The sequence below is a fragment of the Snodgrassella sp. W8135 genome (genome assembly GCF_016101225.1).
In the GTDB taxonomy this organism is placed as follows: domain Bacteria; phylum Pseudomonadota; class Gammaproteobacteria; order Burkholderiales; family Neisseriaceae; genus Snodgrassella; species Snodgrassella alvi.
On the sequence record NZ_JACFQX010000001.1, the window covers coordinates 488,869 to 507,669 of the forward strand.

14 protein-coding genes are annotated in these 18,801 nt (G+C 37.6%); 9 read left to right on the forward strand and 5 right to left on the reverse strand.

Annotated elements, in window-relative coordinates; all coding sequences use genetic code 11:
- Nucleotides 1-26: 26 nt before the first annotated feature.
- The 9 genes from H3T75_RS02165 to H3T75_RS02200 all read left to right on the forward strand — a co-directional run bounded on the left by H3T75_RS02165 (nucleotide 27) and on the right by H3T75_RS02200 (nucleotide 14,037).
- A complete protein-coding gene (locus H3T75_RS02165) occupies nucleotides 27-1,100 on the forward strand; it encodes a tetratricopeptide repeat protein (RefSeq protein WP_198210883.1) in 1,074 nt (357 codons plus the stop codon).
- Nucleotides 1,101-1,138: 38 nt separating this feature from the next.
- On the forward strand, nucleotides 1,139-1,267 hold the full coding sequence (locus tag H3T75_RS10945; protein ID WP_255517918.1) for a hypothetical protein: 129 nt from the start codon (nucleotides 1,139-1,141) through the stop codon (nucleotides 1,265-1,267).
- 65 nt (nucleotides 1,268-1,332) lie between these two features.
- Nucleotides 1,333-4,338, forward strand: coding sequence for a tetratricopeptide repeat protein (locus tag H3T75_RS02170; RefSeq protein WP_198210884.1), 3,006 nt, complete (start codon nucleotides 1,333-1,335; stop codon nucleotides 4,336-4,338).
- 312 nt (nucleotides 4,339-4,650) lie between these two features.
- A complete protein-coding gene (locus H3T75_RS02175; RefSeq protein ID WP_198210885.1) occupies nucleotides 4,651-6,174 on the forward strand; it encodes an SEL1-like repeat protein in 1,524 nt (507 codons plus the stop codon).
- Between the two features lie 164 nt (nucleotides 6,175-6,338).
- Nucleotides 6,339-7,529, forward strand: a complete 1,191-nt coding sequence (locus tag H3T75_RS02180) for an SEL1-like repeat protein (RefSeq protein WP_198210886.1) — start codon at nucleotides 6,339-6,341, stop codon at nucleotides 7,527-7,529.
- A 175-nt stretch (nucleotides 7,530-7,704) separates the two neighbouring features.
- Nucleotides 7,705-9,099 carry a tetratricopeptide repeat protein gene (locus tag H3T75_RS02185; protein WP_198210887.1) on the forward strand — a complete coding sequence of 465 codons (1,395 nt, stop codon included), beginning with the start codon at nucleotides 7,705-7,707 and terminating at the stop codon, nucleotides 9,097-9,099.
- A 269-nt stretch (nucleotides 9,100-9,368) separates the two neighbouring features.
- Nucleotides 9,369-10,442, forward strand: coding sequence for an A/G-specific adenine glycosylase (gene mutY / locus H3T75_RS02190; RefSeq protein ID WP_198210888.1), 1,074 nt, complete (start codon nucleotides 9,369-9,371; stop codon nucleotides 10,440-10,442).
- Nucleotides 10,443-10,881: 439 nt separating this feature from the next.
- A complete protein-coding gene (gene mgtA / locus H3T75_RS02195; RefSeq protein WP_232339895.1) occupies nucleotides 10,882-13,572 on the forward strand; it encodes a magnesium-translocating P-type ATPase in 2,691 nt (896 codons plus the stop codon).
- 222 nt (nucleotides 13,573-13,794) lie between these two features.
- Nucleotides 13,795-14,037, forward strand: a complete 243-nt coding sequence (locus tag H3T75_RS02200; RefSeq protein WP_198210890.1) for a helix-hairpin-helix domain-containing protein — start codon at nucleotides 13,795-13,797, stop codon at nucleotides 14,035-14,037.
- A 101-nt stretch (nucleotides 14,038-14,138) separates the two neighbouring features.
- On the opposite strand, the gene H3T75_RS02205 is transcribed toward H3T75_RS02200, so the two are convergent.
- The 5 genes from H3T75_RS02205 to H3T75_RS02225 all read right to left on the reverse strand — a co-directional run bounded on the left by H3T75_RS02205 (nucleotide 14,139) and on the right by H3T75_RS02225 (nucleotide 18,719).
- A complete protein-coding gene (locus H3T75_RS02205) occupies nucleotides 14,139-15,407 on the reverse strand; it encodes a glycerate kinase (RefSeq protein WP_198210891.1) in 1,269 nt (422 codons plus the stop codon).
- Between the two features lie 31 nt (nucleotides 15,408-15,438).
- Nucleotides 15,439-16,296: a LysR family transcriptional regulator gene (locus tag H3T75_RS02210; RefSeq protein WP_025331085.1), complete on the reverse strand. Its 858-nt coding sequence runs from the start codon at nucleotides 16,294-16,296 to the stop codon at nucleotides 15,439-15,441.
- Nucleotides 16,297-16,868: 572 nt separating this feature from the next.
- A complete protein-coding gene (locus H3T75_RS02215) occupies nucleotides 16,869-17,321 on the reverse strand; it encodes a hypothetical protein (RefSeq protein WP_084565354.1) in 453 nt (150 codons plus the stop codon).
- A 582-nt stretch (nucleotides 17,322-17,903) separates the two neighbouring features.
- Entirely contained in the window at nucleotides 17,904-18,371 is a 468-nt protein-coding gene (locus tag H3T75_RS02220; RefSeq protein WP_037394511.1) for a DUF3592 domain-containing protein, read from the reverse strand.
- Nucleotides 18,372-18,521: 150 nt separating this feature from the next.
- Complete coding sequence (locus H3T75_RS02225; protein ID WP_084584843.1) at nucleotides 18,522-18,719, reverse strand: hypothetical protein; 198 nt, start codon at nucleotides 18,717-18,719, stop codon at nucleotides 18,522-18,524.
- Between the last annotated feature and the right edge of the window lie 82 nt (nucleotides 18,720-18,801).

An 18,801-nucleotide genomic window follows, 5' to 3' on the forward strand; every position in this document is an offset into this window, starting at 1 on the left:
GATTTTGCAAAATGAGTAATGAAAAGATGGAAACAAAAAAATCAGATAAGTTTTTAAGTACTCTGGAAGCGGCTCAAAAAGGAGATGCGGATGCACAATTTGCTCTGGGTGGTATGTATAAACATGGTATAGGAGTCGCACAAGATTATGAACAAGCATTCAAATATTATCAGCAGGCTGCTGAGCAGGGAAATATTGATGCACAAGTCGAATTAAGTGTTATGTATTATGATGGTCAGGGTGTAGAACCGGATCGTGAAAAATCATATGAACTTCATGCAGTCGCTTTAAAAAATCTTCAAGAGGGATATAAAGAATATCTGTTGGGTGCTGAACAGGGAGAGGCTAAAGCACAAGTCAGATTGGGTTATCTGTATAAATACGGCTTAGGTGTAGAACAGGATTATGAAAAGGCATTTGAATATTATTCAGCGGCAGCAGCTCAAGGAGATGCTACCGCACAGTATTATTTAGGTTGTTTATATTATTGCGGTGAAGGTACAGAGCTGAATTACGCTAAAAGTTTTGAATATTTACAGTTAGCTGCGCAACAAGGCAATAGAGATGCCCAATATGATCTGGCTATTATGTATGAGAATGGTGAGGGAGTAGAGCAAAATTATTCTGAAAGCTGTAAATATTATCAGCTGGCTGCCGAGCAGGGGAATGAGTCAGCACAATTTAATTTAGGTAATTTTTATTACTACGGTGTGGGAGGAGAAAAAGATTACATTAAAGCAATTAAATATTATCAGTTAGCCGCTGATCAGGGTGATAGTTCTGCCTTATATATTTTAGGACGTATTTATAAAACAGGTGAGGGTGTTGCTCAGGATTTTGTTAAAGCGGCGAATTATTTCCAGCGGGCAGTAGAATCGGGCGATATTTCTGCACAAAACGAATTAGATTTTATGTATAAAAACGACAATGGCGTAAACCAAGATTACAAAAAAATCTTTGAATCTTATTCAGTTGGTGTTGAACAAAGAGATATTTTTTCCCTATCTAATTTAGATAAAATGTACTGTTATGGTAAAAGTCTGAAACAAGATAATATTCAAGATATTGAGCATTATCTAGAGAAGCACAATTTGTTTTAGGTTGTATTTATTTTGTTGGTAAAAGTGTCGTTCAGGATATGGCTAAAGCTGAGAATTATTTTCAGCAGGCAGTCATGCAAGAACCTCCTGAGGCTCAGCATTTTCTGGGGCTAATTCATAAAAATAATTCTGGAGTAAAAATAGATGTATTTTTAAAGATTTTATAAAAACTTAGTATAGAAAATAAAATATTTATAGTTAAAAGCGATATTGCAAAATGAGTAATGAGAAGATGGACACAAAAAAATCAGATAAGTTTTTAAGTACTTTGGAAGCGGCTCAAAAAGGAGATGCGGATGCCCAATTTGCTCTGGGTGGTATGTGTGAAGATGGAGATGGAACGGAGCAGGATTATACAGAGGCATATAAATACTATAAGTTGGCTGCCGAACAGGGAAATATCGATGCACAAATCAAATTGGGTTATCTGTATGAATACGGCTTAGGTGTAGAAAAGAATTATGAAAAGGCATTTGCATATTATTCAGCGGCAGCAGCTCAGGGAGATGCTACTGCACAGTATTTTTTAGGTAATTTGTATTGTTACGGTACAAAACAAAATTACACTAAAAGCTTTGAATATTATAAATTAGCCGCGCAACAAGGTATTAGTGAAGCACTATGCACTTTAGGATATATTTATGATGTTGGAAAGGTGGTTGCTCAGGATTATGCAGAGGCATATAAATACTATAAATTGGCTGCTGAACAGGGAAATATCGATGCACAAGTCAATTTAGGCACTATGTATTATGAGGGTAAAGGTGTAGAACAGGATTATGAAAAAGCGGCTGAGTATTATTCAGTTGCAGCTGAGCAAGGAGATGCTACATCTCAGTATTATCTGGGTAATATGTATTTTTACGGAAAAGGTATAAAGCGGAATTATATTAAAAGTATTGAATATTATCGCTTAGCTGCACAACAGGGTAATAGTTATGCTCAATTTGCTCTGGGTGTTATGTATGCTGAAAGTTATGGTGTAGAGCAGGATTATGAAAAAGCGGCTGAGTATTATTTAGCTGCGGCAGAACAGGGAAATGCAAATGCCCAGTGTAATTTAGGTAATTTATTTTACTTTGGAAAAGGTGTAGAACAAAATTACACTAAAAGTTTTGAATACTATAAATTAGCTGCGCAACAGGGGGATAGTAGGGCCCAATTTAATTTGGGTTTATGCTATGAAACGGGCGATGGTGTAGAGCAGAATTATGAAAAGGCAGCTGAATATTATTCAGCTGCAGCTGAACAGGAACATGCTGGTGCCCAGTATAAATTAGGTAGATTGTATGAAGATGGTTATGGTGTAGAGCAGAATTATGAAAAGGCGGTTGAGTATTATTTGGCTGCAGCTGCACAGGGAGATGCTGCTGCCCAATTTAATTTGGGTGTATGCTATGAAAAGGGCGAGGGTGTAGATCAGAGCTATGAAAAGGCAGTTGAATATTATTCAGCAGCAGCTGCACAGGGAGATGCTGCTGCCCAATTTAATTTGGGCGTATGCTATGAAACGGGCGATAGTGTAGAGCAGAATTATGAAAAGGCAGCAGAGTATTATTCAGCTGCAGCAGCACAGGGACATGCTGCTGCCCAGTGTAATTTAGGTAGATTGTATGAAAATGGTGATGGTGTAGAGCAGAATTATGAAAAGGCAGCTGAATATTATTCAACTGCAGCTGAACAGGGATATGCTAATGCCCAGTGTAATTTAGGTATATTGTATGAAAATGGTGATGGTGTAGAGCAGAATTATGAAAAGGCAGCAGAGTATTATTCAGCAGCAGCTGAACAGGGACATGCAAATGCTCAGTGTAATTTAGGTGTATTGTATGAAACGGGCGATGGTGTAGATCAGAGCTGTGAAAAGGCGGTTGAATATTATTCGGCTGCAGCTGAACAGGGAGATGCTGTTGCCCAGTGTAATTTAGGTAGATTATATGAAAATGGTTATGGTGTAGAGCAGAACTATGAAAAAGCGGCTGAGTATTATAAATTAGCTGCGCAACAGGGGGATAGTAATGCCCAATTTAATTTGGGTTTATACTATGAAAAGGGCGATGGTGTAGATCAGAGCTATGAAAGGGCGGCAGAATATTATTCAGCTGCAGCAGCACAGGGACATGCTGCTGCCCAATGTAATTTAGGATTTTTATATCACAATGGCGATGGTGTAGAGCAGAATTATGAAAAGGCAGCAGAGTATTATTCGGCCGCAGCAGAACAGGGAGATGCTGCTGCCCAGTGTAATTTAGGTATATTGTATGAAGATGGTGATGGTGTAGAACAGAATTATGAAAAGGCAGCAGAGTATTATTCAGCTTCAGCTGAACAGGGATGTGCTGCTGGTCAGAGTAATTTAGGCATATTGTATAAAGATGGCTATGGTGTAGAGCAGAATTATGAAAAGGCAGCAGAGTATTATTCAGCTGCAGCAGCACAGGGATATGCTTCTGCCCAATATAATTTAGGCATATTGTATGAAGATGGCTATGGTGGAGAGCAGAATTATGAAAAAGCAGCAGAGTATTATTCAGCTGCAGCAGTACAGGGAAATGCAAATGCTCAGTGTAATTTAGGTGTATTGTATGAAAATGGCTATGGTGTAGAGCAGAATTATGAAAAGGCAGCAGAGTATTATTTAGCAGCAGCTACACAGGGACATGCTGTTGCCCAGAGTAATTTAGGTAATTTATATTGCTATGGTAAAGGTGTAAAAAAAAATTACAACAAAAGTTTTGAATATCATCAGTTAGCTGCGCAACAAGACTATAGTGAATCACAATATCAACTAGGTTTGATGTATTGTAAAGGTCTTGGAGTAAAACTGAGTAAGATTAATGCTTATAAATATTATTTACAAGCATCTACGCAAAAGCATGTTAATGCCGAGAATGAACTGGGATGCATGTATGCTGAAGGTAAGGGTATAAAACAAAATTTTAAAATAGCAAGGGATTATTTTTATTCAGCCGCCAGAAAAGGACATAGTGGAGCACTAAATAAGTTAGGACTTATGTTTCTCTCAGGAAATGGTGTACGGCAGAATTATATGAAAGCAGTATATTACTTTTGTTTGGCAGCAAAACGAGGTGAAACAGAGGCATGGCACAATTTAGGAATAATGTATGCCGATGGTCAGAGTGTGAAAAAAAATAAACGCATTGCCCGGCAACTGATCAAAAGAAGCGCGGTATACAAAAAACCGGGGACACGTAGATTTTATCAGCGATTAATCTAAAACTGATGGAAGAAATAAAGCGTAGTATTCAGGCTGAATAAACATTACTGTATTAAAGTATGATTGAAAATTAAATAGAATTAATTCGATGATTAATGATATTTAAAAAAAGTCTGAAATCCGATATTTTAAAAGCAGATTTTTTATATTCACTGTTTATACTCAATACAAATATTAAGAATGATTGCTAATGATATACAAAATGATGACTATTTTTGTTATTGGTATCAGCGTTTAGGTTTATCTGTATTTTATAAATACAATAAATTGAGAATATTTTAAAAGCAATCTTGTAAAAGGAATAATAAGTATATGGAAACAAAAAAATCAGATAAATTTTTAAGTACTCTGGAAGCGGCTCAAAAAGGAGATGCGGATGCCCAATTTAACCTGGGTTTTATGTATGAGAACGGAGAAGAAACAGAACAAAATTATGCAGAGGCATATAAATACTATAGGCTGGCTGCCGAACAGGGAAACATTGGAGCACAAGTCAATTTAGGTTTATTTTATAGTGAGAGTTATGGAGTAGAGCAGAATTATGAAAAGGCAGCTGAATATTATGCAGCTGCAGCTGCACAGGGAGATGCTATTGCTCAGTATAATTTAGGTCTATTGTATGAAAATGGTGATGGTGTAGAACAGGATTATGCAAAAGCATTTGAATGTTATGCAGCTGCGGCTAAGCAGGGAGATGCTATTGCTCAGTATAACTTAGGTGATTTGTATTATTTCGGTAAAGGTACAGAACAAAATTACACTAAAAGCTTTGAGTATTGTCAGTTGGCTGCGCAACAGGGTGACAGTGATGCTCAATTTACTCTGGGTATCATGTATGAGAAAGGTAAGGGAACAGAGCAAAATTATGCAGAAGCATATAAATACTATAAGCTGGCTGCCAAGCAGGGAAATAGTGATGCACAAGTTAATTTAGGTATTTTATATCAAAACGGTGATGGTGTAGAAAAGAATTATGCAAAAGCATTTGAGTGTTATCAGGCTGCCGCTGGGCAAGGAAATCCTAGCGCTCAATATTATGCAGGTAGTATGTATTATTATGGTAAAGGTGTAGAACAAAGCTTCATTAAAAGTATTGAATATTATAAGTCAGCTGCGGAACAGGGAAATAGTGATGCCCAATTTACTTTGGGTATCATGTATGAGAAGGGTAAGGGAACAGAGCAAAATTATGCAGAAGCATATAAATACTTTAAGCTGGCTGCTGAACAAGGAAATATTAGGGCACAAATCAATTTAGGCACTTTGTATTATGAGGGTAAGGGTGTAGAACAGAATTATGCAAAAGCAATTAAGTATTATCGATTAGCTGTGCAACAAGGTGATAGTGATGTGCAATTTCATCTGGGTAATATGTACAGAGATGGAGAGGGGACAGCACAAGATTATACTGAAGCATATAAATACTATAGACTGGCTGCTGAACAGGGAAATATTGATGCACAAATTAATTTAGGTATTTTATATGAAAACGGTGATGGTGTAGAAAAGAATTATAAAAAAGCATTTAGGTATTATCTGGCTGCCGCTGAGCAAGGAAATCCTATCGCTCAATATTATGCAGGTAGTATGTACTATTATGGTAGAGGTGTAGAACAAAGCTATATTAAAAGTATTGAATATTATAAGCTAGCTGCGGAACAGGGAGATAGTGATGCACAATTTGCTCTTGGTCTTATGTATGAGGATGGTGAAGGAACGGAGCAAAATTATACAAAGGCATATAAATACTATAAGCTGGCGGCAGAACAAGGACACTCTGGAGCTCAGCATAATCTGGAGCTTATGCAAGAAAATGGTTTTGGAATAAAGAAATAAAAGTATTTTCAGAAAATTTATAAAAAAAGTAGTACAAAAATCTTTGTGTCTGAATGCTATATAACTTTTTTATTATTGATCTCTATGATTGAGGTTATTTATATTTGCAGATAAAAATATTCTGAAAAAGTTTAAAAGCTTACTGTAAAAGGAATAATAAGAAGATGGAAACTAAAAAATCAGATAAATTTTTAAGTACTCTGGAAGCGGCTCGAAAGGGAAATGCGAATGCACAATTTGCTCTGGGTGCTATGTATGAGGATGGAGAAGGAACAGAGCAAAATTATGTAGAAGCATATAAATACTATAAATTGGCTGCCGAACAAGGAAATATCGATGCACAATTCAATTTAGGTTTATTGTATAGCGAGGGCTATGGCGTAGAGCAGAATTATGAAAAGGCAGCTGAATATTATGCGGCTGCAGCTGCACAGGGGGATGCTTCCGCTCAATGTAATCTGGGTATATTGTATAGTGATGGTTATGGTGTAGAGCAGAATTATGAAAAGGCAGCTAAGTATTATTCAGCTGCAGCTGCACAGGGAAATGCAAATGCTCAGAGTAATTTAGGTATATTGTATGAAGATGGTTATGGTGTAGAGCAGGATTATGAAAAGGCAGCTGAGTATTATTTGGCTGCAGCTGCACAGGGAGTTGATATTGCCCAAAGTAAATTAGGATTTTTATATTACAACGGCTATGGTGTAGAGCAAAATTATGAAAAGGCGGTTGAGTATTATTCAGCTGCAGCTGCGCAAGGAGATGTTACTGCCCAGTATAACTTAGCTAATTTATATTACTATGGAAAAGGCGTAGAACAAAATTATACTAAAAGTATTGAATACTATCAGTTAGCAGCGCAACAGGGTAATAGTAAGGCACAATTTACTTTAGGATATATTTATAAAACTGGTGAAGGTGTTGCTCAGGATTATGCGGAGGCATATAAATATTATAAGCTGGCTGCAGAACAGGGAAATAGTGATGCACAAATTAATTTAGGTATTTTATATGAAAACGGTGATGGTGTAGAACAGAATTATGCAAAAGCATTTGAGTATTATCTGGCTGCCGCTGAGCAAGGGAATCCTATTGCTCAATATTATGCAGGTAGTATGTATTATTATGGTAAAGGTGTAGAACAAAGCTTCATTAAAAGTCTTGAATATTATAAGCCAGCTGCGGAACAAGGAAATAGTGATGCACAATTTGCTCTGGGTTTTATGTATATAAATGGTGAAGGAGCAGAGCAAAATTATGCAGAGGCATATGAGTACTTTAATCTGGCGGCAGAACAAGGACACTCTGGAGCTCAGCATAATATGGAGCTTATGAAGAAAATGGTTTTGGAATAAAGAAATAAAAGTATTTTCAGAAAATTTATAAAAAAGTAGTACAAAAATCTTTGATGATGTCTGAATGCTATATAACTTTTTTATTATTGATCTCTATGGTTGAGGTTGTTTATATTTGCAGATAAAAATATTCTGAAAAAGTTTAAAAGCTTACTGTAAAAGGAATAATAAGAAGATGGAAACAAAAAGTTCAGATAATTTTTTATGTGTTCTGGAAGCGGCAAAAAAAGGAGATGTTAATGCCCAATTTACTATTGGATTAATGTATTACAAGGGTGCAGGCGTTGAGCAGAATTATATTAATGCTTTTAACTATTTTAAGTTAGCATCTGAACAAGGTGATAGTGGTGCTCAATATAATTTAGGCGTGATGTATTACTATGGAGAAGGAGTAAAACAGGATTTTACAAAGGCATTTTATTATTGTCGGTTATCTGCTGAACAAGGGAATGAAGATGCTTTGCTCAGTCTGGCAAACATGTATGAAAAAGGTAATAGTCTTCAGCAGGATTATGATAAAGCTATATATTATTATCAGCTAGCCTCTGATAGAGGAAATATAAATGCACAGTTTCATTTAGGATATGTTTACTATAATGGTATAGGGGTAGAACAAAATTTTGCGCAGGCATTTAAGTATTATCAACTGGCTGCTAAACAAGGACATGCCGATGCTCTGACTAATCTGGGTATGATGTATAGCGAAGGTTCAGGCGTCAAACAGAATCACAAACAAGCCTTAAAGTACTTTCATATTGCAGCTTTAAAGAACAGTCCGGAAGCACTATTTAATCTTGGTGCATATTACAGATATGGCTATGGTGGTATTGAACAAAATGATACCGAAGCTATTAAATATTATAAATTAGCGGCTGATCAGGGTAATGCAATTGCACAATATAATCTGGGCGTAATTTATGAGTTTGGTCAGATTGTCCCGGCTGATTATTCTAAATCAGTTAAATATTATAAACTGGCAGCCAAAAAAGGGTATTCTTACGCTATCTATAATTTAGGGCTGATGTTGTTTAATGGTAAGGGTATTGAACAAGATTATCAGAGAGCTGCTCAGTGTTATCGTCTTGCTGCTAAAAAGGGATTGGCAGCTGCACAATATAATATGGGATTAATGTATTTCAAAGGTACAGAGATAAAACAGAATTATGAAGAGGCTGTCAAATATTTTCAATTAGCGGCAGATCAGGGAAAAATTGGTGCTCAGGCTCATTTGGGGTATTTGTATAGTGAGGGAGAGGGTGTTAAACAAGATTATATAAAATCATTAAAATACTACCAATTGGCTGCCGACCAGGGAGATTCGTTCTCACAAAATAGCTTAGCTAATATGTATGAGAATGGTGAAGGAGTGAAACAGGACTTTGCAAAAGCAGCCAAATATTATCAGCTGGCGGCTAAACAGGAAAATGCAGATGCTCAGTATAATCTGGTCTATATGTTTTTGAATGGTACCGGTGTCAAACAAAATAAACGGATAGCTAAAGAATTATTCGGTAAGAGCTGTAAAAATGGTAATCAGGAAGCTTGTGAAATATACAATCAATTGAAATAAAACCATATTGGTTATCATGGATATTATTTTTCATTTTAAAACTATGAATTCTGAAATTTTTTTACAGTAGATTTTAATAAGTAGTCACTGTTATTTAAATTTTATATCATGAAATTTAACACTATTGATAATATTTCTCTGTTTATGATTATGAAATAATTTTGCTTTTCTAAAGCAGATTCTTGTTTTATGTCTATAATTACCCATATTAGTTTATTACCTGAATTATTCAGGCTGATCATGATTTTTTTATGTTAAATTAGGGTGTTATGAATAAACAAGCAGTGCAGGAGGCGGAGTTTGCTCCTCGCCTGGTAAGCTGGCAGCGTCAGCATGGCCGGCATGGTCTGCCATGGCAGTGTCGTGAACCATATAAGGTATGGTTATCGGAAATTATGTTGCAGCAAACGCAGGTGTCCACGGTACTTGATTATTATCCGCGCTTTTTGGCTGCATTTCCTGATGTCCGGGCACTGGCGGCGGCTGATGAAGATAAAGTGCTGGGTCTGTGGCAAGGGCTGGGCTACTACAGTCGTGCACGCAATTTGCATAAGGCTGCCAGACAAGTTATATCTGAATTTTCAGGAAATTTTCCACACAGTCGTGTGGAATTACAAACTTTATGTGGTGTAGGTCGCAGTACGGCAGCAGCGATTGCTGCATTTTGCTTTGATGCACGCGAAACCATTCTGGATGGTAATGTAAAGCGGGTATTGTGCCGAGTTTTTGCTCTGGACGGTGATATTGCGAATAAAGCTTTTGAAGATCAGCTTTGGCGCAAAGCAGAAGCTTTGCTGCCACTTAATGCAGCAGATATGCCGGCTTATATTCAGGGGTTGATGGATTTGGGAGCAACGGTATGTAAGCGCAGTAAGCCAATATGCTGTTCATGTCCGATGAACGATCTGTGTCAGGCATATGCCCAGAACCGTATTGCTGAATTACCGCGTAAGAAAAAAGCTGTAAGTGTAAAAAATTTATCGTTATATTGGCTGGTTTTACGTAACTGCGATGGTGCGATATTTTTACATAAACGTCCTGCAAAAGGAATATGGGGTGGTTTATGGTGTGTACCATGTGCAGACAGTCTGGATGATTTGTATAAACTTGCTGCAAAGTTTGGTTGTACTGCTGAAGATTTAACTGAAGGTATTGAATTCAGTCATCGTTTAACTCATCGTCAATTGTATATTCTGCCTTTTGTTGCCCAGATAAATACCGGGCAGGATGCTGCATCTTGTGCAATAACTGGTGAATGGGTATCAGCCAATAATCTGAATGCATATGGTATCCCTAAACCGTTATATGATTATCTGAACGTAAAACAGAGCAGTCTTTTTTAATTTGATTATTATGTTAATAGCATATTTTTAACCGCTATTTTGCTGCGTATATTTATTTTTAAATTTGTCTGTTTTATGTGCATATTATCGTTATTAATATTATATATTGTGAATAATATTGTTTTTTAATTTGTATAGCGTAAATATAATTGACACTGACATCACAAATATGTATAAACGCTATCTTGCTGAAATATTGCTGTCTTTCAGATGTTTTAGTTATTCAGACAGAATAAAGAAGGGAAAGCTGTTGTTTCAGTAAGGTGTGCTTAATTCTATGTATTAAGTATCTGATTATTTAACCGGGAATAAAACAATGGAAGAAGATTCGAGTCGACCGTTTATTTTATTAAAACAACAACTGCAACAAGGCCGTTGATGTTTCCGGGTTAACAGTATCTGCCGACCGGGAAATATCATGGTCGGTGAGGTACTGTTTATGAAAAAATTCAAAAAAATCATTTCTCAACCAGTAGTAATCAAGGCTGTGCTGGAGTCCCGCAATAGTCTTGACCGTACGCTGTCTAATTTACAGACCAGTTTAAATGGTCTGACTGAACAGGATGTTAAAGAAAGACTGATCAGTTTTGGCAATAATGATGTAGTGCACGATAAAGCACCATCAGTCTGGCTGCAATTATTACTAGCCTTTAAAAATCCGTTTATTTTTGTTTTACTGGCGCTGGCTTTGGTAAGCTTTTTCACTGATTATCTGATTCCTTTGCATAATGGCGAAGAAACCAGTGTGAGCGGTATTACAATAATTCTGGTAATGGTTCTGCTCAGTGGTGTACTCAGTTTCTGGCAGGAATATCGTTCCAATAAGGCTGCACAGGCGCTGAAATCTATGATCAGCACCACTGCTACAGTAGTGCGCCGCAGCCATAGAGATATCAATGCAGAACAGCTTGAAGTACCGATTAAAGAAGTAGTACCGGGAGATATTATTTTGTTATCTGCCGGCGATATGGTACCGGCTGATGTGCGTCTGATTGAATCACGTGATTTGTTTATCAGTCAGGCCGTACTGACCGGTGAGTCTATTCCGGTAGAGAAATCTGATACTCTTGGCATGAATAGCTCGCTAGCTATTGAAGAGCAGCCATTATCAGCTGATCCGCTGGATGCAGAAAACATCTGCTTTATGGGTACTAATATTGTCAGTGGTACGGCTAAAGCTGTGGTTGTGGCAACAGGAAATGATACCTATTTTGGCTCTCTGGCCAAATCCATTGTCGGTACACGCAGCCAGACTGCGTTTGATCGCGGTGTAAACAGTGTAAGCCATCTGCTGATTCGTTTTATGCTGGTTCTGGTACCGGTGGTGTTGCTGATTAATGGCTTCACTAAGGGAGACTGGGGTGATGCTGCCCTGTTTGCACTTGCTGTTGCTGTCGGGCTGACTCCTGAGATGCTGCCCATGATTGTCAGTGCCAATCTGGCTAAAGGTGCTATGGCCATGGCACGGCGTAAGGTAGTGGTAAAACGCCTGAGTGCTATTCAGAATTTCGGTTCAATGGATATTTTATGTACAGATAAAACCGGTACATTAACTCAGGATAAAATTATTCTTGAGCATTACACGAATATTCATGGCAATAATGATAGTGAAGTTTTGCAACTGGCCTGGTTAAACAGTTCCTATCAGAGCGGTATGAAAAATCTGATGGATAAAGCCATTGTGCGTTTTGCACAGGAGCCTGAAAACAGGGCAGGTATCAGCGATGGCGGCTATCATAAAATTGATGAATTACCGTTTGATTTTATTCGCCGGCGTTTATCTGTGGTTTTACAGGATGAGGAACAGCGCCATGTGCTGATTTGTAAGGGCGCAGTGGAAGAAATGCTGTCTATTTCCAGCTGTGTTTATGAGCACGGAGAATATCGGCCATTAGATGCAGCTCGACGGGAACAATTGCTGGCTTTAGCTGAAAGCTATAATAAGGAAGGCTTCCGGGTACTGGCAATTGGTAAAAAATACATTACTGCTGAAGCCCAAAAAGCACAATATGCAGTTGCTGATGAAACTGAGCTTACTCTGTTCGGCTTTCTGACTTTTCTAGACCCGCCGAAAGACAGTGCTGCACAGGCTATTGCTGCTCTGAGTGAAAATGGTGTGGCTGTTAAGGTTTTAACTGGTGATAATGCGATTGTTACTCGTAAAATTTGTTATGAAGTAGGAATTGAAGCCGGACAGCCTTTACTAGGTAGTGAAATTGAGGCTCTAAGTGATGAGGTGCTGAAACCTCTGCTGGAAAAACACACTGTATTCGCCAAACTGACACCATTACAGAAATCACGCATTATTCGTCTGCTTCAGGAAAATGGACATACAGTCGGTTTTCTTGGTGACGGTATCAATGATGCTCCGGCTCTGCGCGATGCCGATGTCGGTATTTCTGTGGATACGGCTACTGATATTGCCAAAGAATCGGCTGATATTATTTTGCTGGAAAAAAGTCTGATGGTATTGGAAGAGGGGGTAATCAAAGGACGTGAAACCTTTGGCAATATTATTAAATATCTGAATATGACTGCCAGCTCTAATTTTGGCAATGTGTTTTCAGTATTGTTTGCCAGTGCGTTCCTGCCATTTCTGCCTATGCTGGCTATTCAGTTACTGATTCAGAATCTTCTGTATGATTTTTCTCAGCTATCATTGCCATGGGATAAAATGGATGAGGAATTTTTGCGTAAACCGCGTAAATGGGATGTATCCAATATCAGCCGTTTTATGCTGTTTATCGGTCCTATTTCCTCTATATTTGATATCAGTACTTTTGCGCTGATGTGGTTTGTGTTCCATGCTAATGCGCCGGAAGTGCAGAATTTGTTTCATTCCGGCTGGTTTGTAGAAGGTTTATTGTCACAGACTCTGGTAGTACATATGCTGCGTACCCGCAGAATACCGTTTGTACAAAGTACCGCTGCTTTACCGGTATTGCTGATGACAGGGTTAATTATGGCTATTGGTATTTATATTCCGTTTTCGCCGATTAGCAGCTGGATCGGGTTGGTACCGCTGCCATGGCAATATTTCCCCTGGCTGGTACTGACACTGGGTTGTTACTGTATTGTGACTCAGATAGTGAAACGCTGGTATATTCGCCGTTTCGGACAATGGTTCTGAATATTATGTAAAAAAGCGAGTTGAGTACTCGCTTTTTTCAGGTCTGAATCAGACAGGGACAAGCTAAATACTGATTTTATTGCCTGAATACTTTTATCAAAATGAGTATTAAGAACTGACTGTTTTAAGATTGAATCTGATTATTTTTCAGTTTGCTTTATAACTGATATTTATAGTATTTTAAATCATATTGAAGTTATTATATTCATAAAAGGGAAATAAATGGCATTTACTGAAACTGAAAAAGCGGCTTTGCTTACTGTAAAAGGGATAGGAGAAAAGGTAATTATGCGTCTGGAGCAGATGGGTATTGATTCATTGGATAAGCTTGCCCTTGCAAACCCGCAGGATATCACTGAGCAGGCAGCCAGTCTGGTTGGCAGCAGCTGCTGGAAAAATAGTCCGCAAGCCAAAGCAGCTGTCACTATGGCAGTAGATTTTGCGCGCGGAAAAATTCAGAAATGAGTAAATCTGTATAGTTTAGAGCAATTAACTACTGTATGTCTGATAAAAATATATTATTTATTAACAACAATTTATCAGGTTAGTTTTTATTATTATTTAATTTACAGCACTAAGATCGCACGAAAGTCATTGATATTGGTTAATGTCGGGGTTGTCACCAGTAGTTGTCCGGTTGTGCTAAAAAAATTATATGCATTATGATTATTCAGCATGTCTTGTGCTGATATTCCGGCCTGTTCAGCACGGAGTAATGTATCAGGTGTTAGCCATGCTCCGGCATTATCTTCGCTGCCATCAATACCATCTGTATCGGCTGCCAGTGCATAAATATTATTTGCTCCATTCAGAGCAATAGCCAGTGCCAGTAAAAATTCAGTGTTACGACCGCCGCGTCCTTGTTGCCGGTTCAGGGTAACAGTGGTTTCTCCACCGCTGAGAATCAGCAAAGGTTTACTGCGTTGATGCCGGTTTTGCTGAAACAGTGCGATTCCAGCCATCACCTGAGCCACCTCCCGTGCTTCGCCACCTATACGGTCTCCCAGATACAGTACTTCAACTTCCTGATTGATTGCCCAATTTTGCACGGCAGTAAATACCTGATCAGGGTTAATAATTATGTGAGCACTGCTGTTTGGAAGATTTTTAGGTGTTTCTGCATCAGCTTTGTTTAAATAGGTGATAACACTTGCGGGGAGGTCGATTTGGTATTGATTAACAATACGTTTAATATCAGCCAGGGTGGTAGGATCGGGCACACCTGCGCCGGAGCCTATGGTACTGATATCATCACCAACTACATCTGAAATAGCCAGAGTGGTGATATGTGCTGGTGCTGCTGCGGCAGCCAGTCGACCGCCTTTGATGCGGGAAAGATGTTTCCGCAGTGTATTCATGGCGTCTATGGGAACACCATTACTAAGTAACTGGCGGTTAATATATTGCTTATCAGCCAGTGTGATGCTGCTAACAGGCAGTGTGGTCAGAGCGGAAGCGCCACCTGAAACGAGATAATAAACCTGATCCTGCGGATTTAATCCGCTAACAGCATTAAGTAAGGCCTGAGCAGCAGTCTGTCCGGCAGAGTCCGGCAGGGGATGACTGGCTTCGAGTACTTTGATATGTTTTGTAGGGGTAGTGTGTCCGTAGCGGGTAACAACGACACCGGATAATGGCGGATAGTCTTGCGGCCAGATTCTTTCCCATTCAGCCGCCATGGCAGCAGCAGCTTTGCCTGCACCGACAACTATCACTCGTCCGCATGGATTGGTCTGTGGTAACCAGTTACTCATTTTATTTACCGGACTGGCTTCTTCGATCGTATAGCGAAATAATTGCTGTAAAAAGCTGATGGCATTGTCGTGGCTGAGCATACTGTTTTCCCCTTAGACTTTATATTGGATTTTAGCGGTTTTTAGTAGTTTCAAATTTTTCTGCCAGAAAATCAATAAAACTACGCACTTTAGCGCTGAGAAATTCACGATTCATATAGGCTGCATACAGTGTATGGCTTTCCGGACAAGCGATGTGTTCGATGATTTCTAAACGTTTTTGTTGTATATCTTCTCTCACCATCCATTCAGGCAAGTATGCCAGTCCCATATGATTAAGCGCCATCTTGTGTATTAGCAGAGCACTGTTACTGGTACAGGCAGGAATAAGCGGTAAATCAAGATGAACGTATTGTGGTAACAGACCATAATGCTGTTTCAGGTCTGCTACAGTATGCGGCATGCCGTATTTTTGCAGATATTTCGGGCTGGCTACCCATAAAAAATCAATGCGGGTAATGGGTTTAACAATGAGATTGGGTTCAGGGTTATTGGTGACACGTAAAGCAAGATCGATACCCTCTGCAACCAGATCGGTACGCCGGCTGTCCAGGTTGATGGATAAACTTACTTCCGGAAATTGCTGCCGGTATTCTGATAGAATTTCACCAAACTGGCGTGAAGCACACCAGTTAGGAGCGGTAATTTTAAGTAAGCCCTGCGGTTTGACCGTACCAGCCTGTGCAACACGTTTGGCTTCGGTAAGTGTATCCAGTGCTTCTACACAGCGATGATAGTATTCCTGTCCGGCTTCGGTAAGGCTGATGCGACGGCTGGTACGGTTGAGTAGTTTAGCCTGAATGTTTTTTTCCAGATGATGCAGGTGTTTACTGGCCATCGCAGTAGAAATATCCATAAATTCAGCTGCTTTAGTGAAGCTGCCTAACTCTACTACGTAACGGAAAACCCACATGCTTTGTAATGTGTCCATTCTGTTTCTTGAAAGGAAATAATTATTTAATAAAAATGATATCGTTTCTTTTTAGTAAATTCAATACACTATTTTCATGTTTTTTATGAATGAATGGCAGAAATTACTATGTTTGAGATAGATAAGATTCATACTATGGGGGCTGAGTTTGCTTTGGGGTTACTACGTATAGTCGTAGCTTTTTTATACATACAGCATGCCACGGCAAAATTTTTATAGCGGCGATTTTCAATGACTGACGGGAATGGATCAATAGTGTTATTTTTGATAATAAGTGTTGCCGGTATGCAGGAATGATTGGGAAGTATTCTGTTGCCGGCGGTGGTCATTTTTAAGACGGAAAATCGGTTTCAATAATTGCAGATTGTTACTTAAATGGCATTTTAAGCAGATGCCGGTGCTAGCGATAATTTTATGTATCTGCTGAAATAATTATTATAAACCTGGATTTATGTCTGATAAGAGTTATAAAGGTTTAATTGGAATGGATTGGATTTTTTAGGAATATATGTCAATTTCATTAGAAAAAAGATTATTTATTTTGTACTAAATTTTTTTATTTAAAACTGATGCTAATATCTTTTTTTAGATTTCCAATAATCCAGAGTTGATTTAGATTTTCGATAATAATAAATTGCAGTAATAATAATCATAAAAGATAAAAATAAATAACAATAAAACTCAAATTTACGGCTATGATTGCCTTTGATATCTGCTACTTTAGGAAAAAATTTACTATAGATAATTTTAATTGTATTACCAGGAGATAAGTGATAATCGCTACGAATATTTGTAATATAAGTTTTATTGTATTTGTCGGTATATATAACTGTCAGTATATAGACTTCCCCAGTTTTTCTTGAGGAAAAGATAGATTCTTTGGAATCAATTACCGTAGCGAATGTTTCTTCACTGTATCTGGAAAGTATGAAAAGTAATTTTGCATCATATAAAGTTGTACCTATAATCTCAAAGCTAAAAAATATGGCAACCACTAACAAAAGTATTTTTTCTATTTTACTCATAATATAAAGAATAATAATAAATATTTACATATTAAATTAATTAAATAATATAATTTATTTATTTTTACAATTCAAGCAATATATAGAATGTTCAGAGTATTTCACACCATGTGTCGGTTGTGTGCTCTGAACATCTTTATCAGTGATGACTTAATCAAAACGGCGGATATAACGAATTTCATTCCGGCTGATCCGGTACCTATGCGCACAATATTCTGATAATGGCGATTTTTATAACTGACGAGACTGGATCAATAGCATTTCGATAATAGGTGTTGCTGATATGCTGGAATGATTAGAAAATTTTCTGTTGCTAACGGGTCTGTTTGTGCGGGCTGAGTGGTTTACTGTTGTTGGTCGTTTTAAGACAGAAAATAGGTTTAAATAATTGCAGATTGTTACTTAATTGGCATTTTCAGTAGACACAGGTGTCAGTAATAATTTTATGTATCTGCTGAAATAATTATTATAAACTTGGAATTATGTCTGATAAAAGTTAAATTGGAATAGATTGGATTTTTTTCAAGAATATAAGCTAATATCTTTAGAAAAAAGATTATTTATTTTGTATTAAATTTTTACTTAAAGCTTATGCTTATATTTTCTTTTGGATCTCCAAAAATTTGGACTGGATTTGAATTCCTGATACCCTTGAATTGTAAGAATAATAAAAATAAAGCAAATATATAAATTTATATTAAATTTCTTTTTGCGCAAACTGTTGTCTTTGCGATCGGCAACTTGAGGAGAAAATTTATTATAAATAATTGTAATTTTATCGCCAGGCTTCAAGCTATTTTCGGTTTTGATAGTATTTGTAATATAAGTTTTATTATATTTATCAGTAAATTCGGCTGTTACTAAATAATATTCACGATTTCTATAGACATAGGATTCGCTAGTTACTATCGTAGCTAATGTTTCTTCCCCATGTCTGGCAAGTCCGAAAATAATTTTCGCATCGGAGAAAGTTACAGCCATATATAGTGCGGTAAGGACTATAAAGCTGATATAGCAGGATATTATTATTATTTTGTTTATTTTTTTCATAATAAGGAGCTAATAACAGATATTTATATATAAAATTCATTGTACTAATATAATTTATTTATTTTTACAATTCAAGTAGTATATAAAATGTTCAGAGTATTTTAAACCATGTGCCGGTTGTGAACTCTGAACATTTTTATCAGTGATGACTTAATCGAAACGGCGGGTATAGCGGATTTCACCTCCGGCCGATCCGGTACCTATGCACACAATGCTTTGCAGTGCACGGCTAATCTGATAGATGATGCTGATGATCTGGGTCGCACTTTCAATTCCATACAGATAACAGATATAAAGATTATTAGACAGATGTTTGTCGATTGTGATGACCTGTTCTGCAGGATTCATTAGTAAAGCTGCTCTGTCTCTACTAGGTAACCAAAAACCTACACATTTTGTAATGTGTTCATTCTGTTTCTTTAAAGGAAAT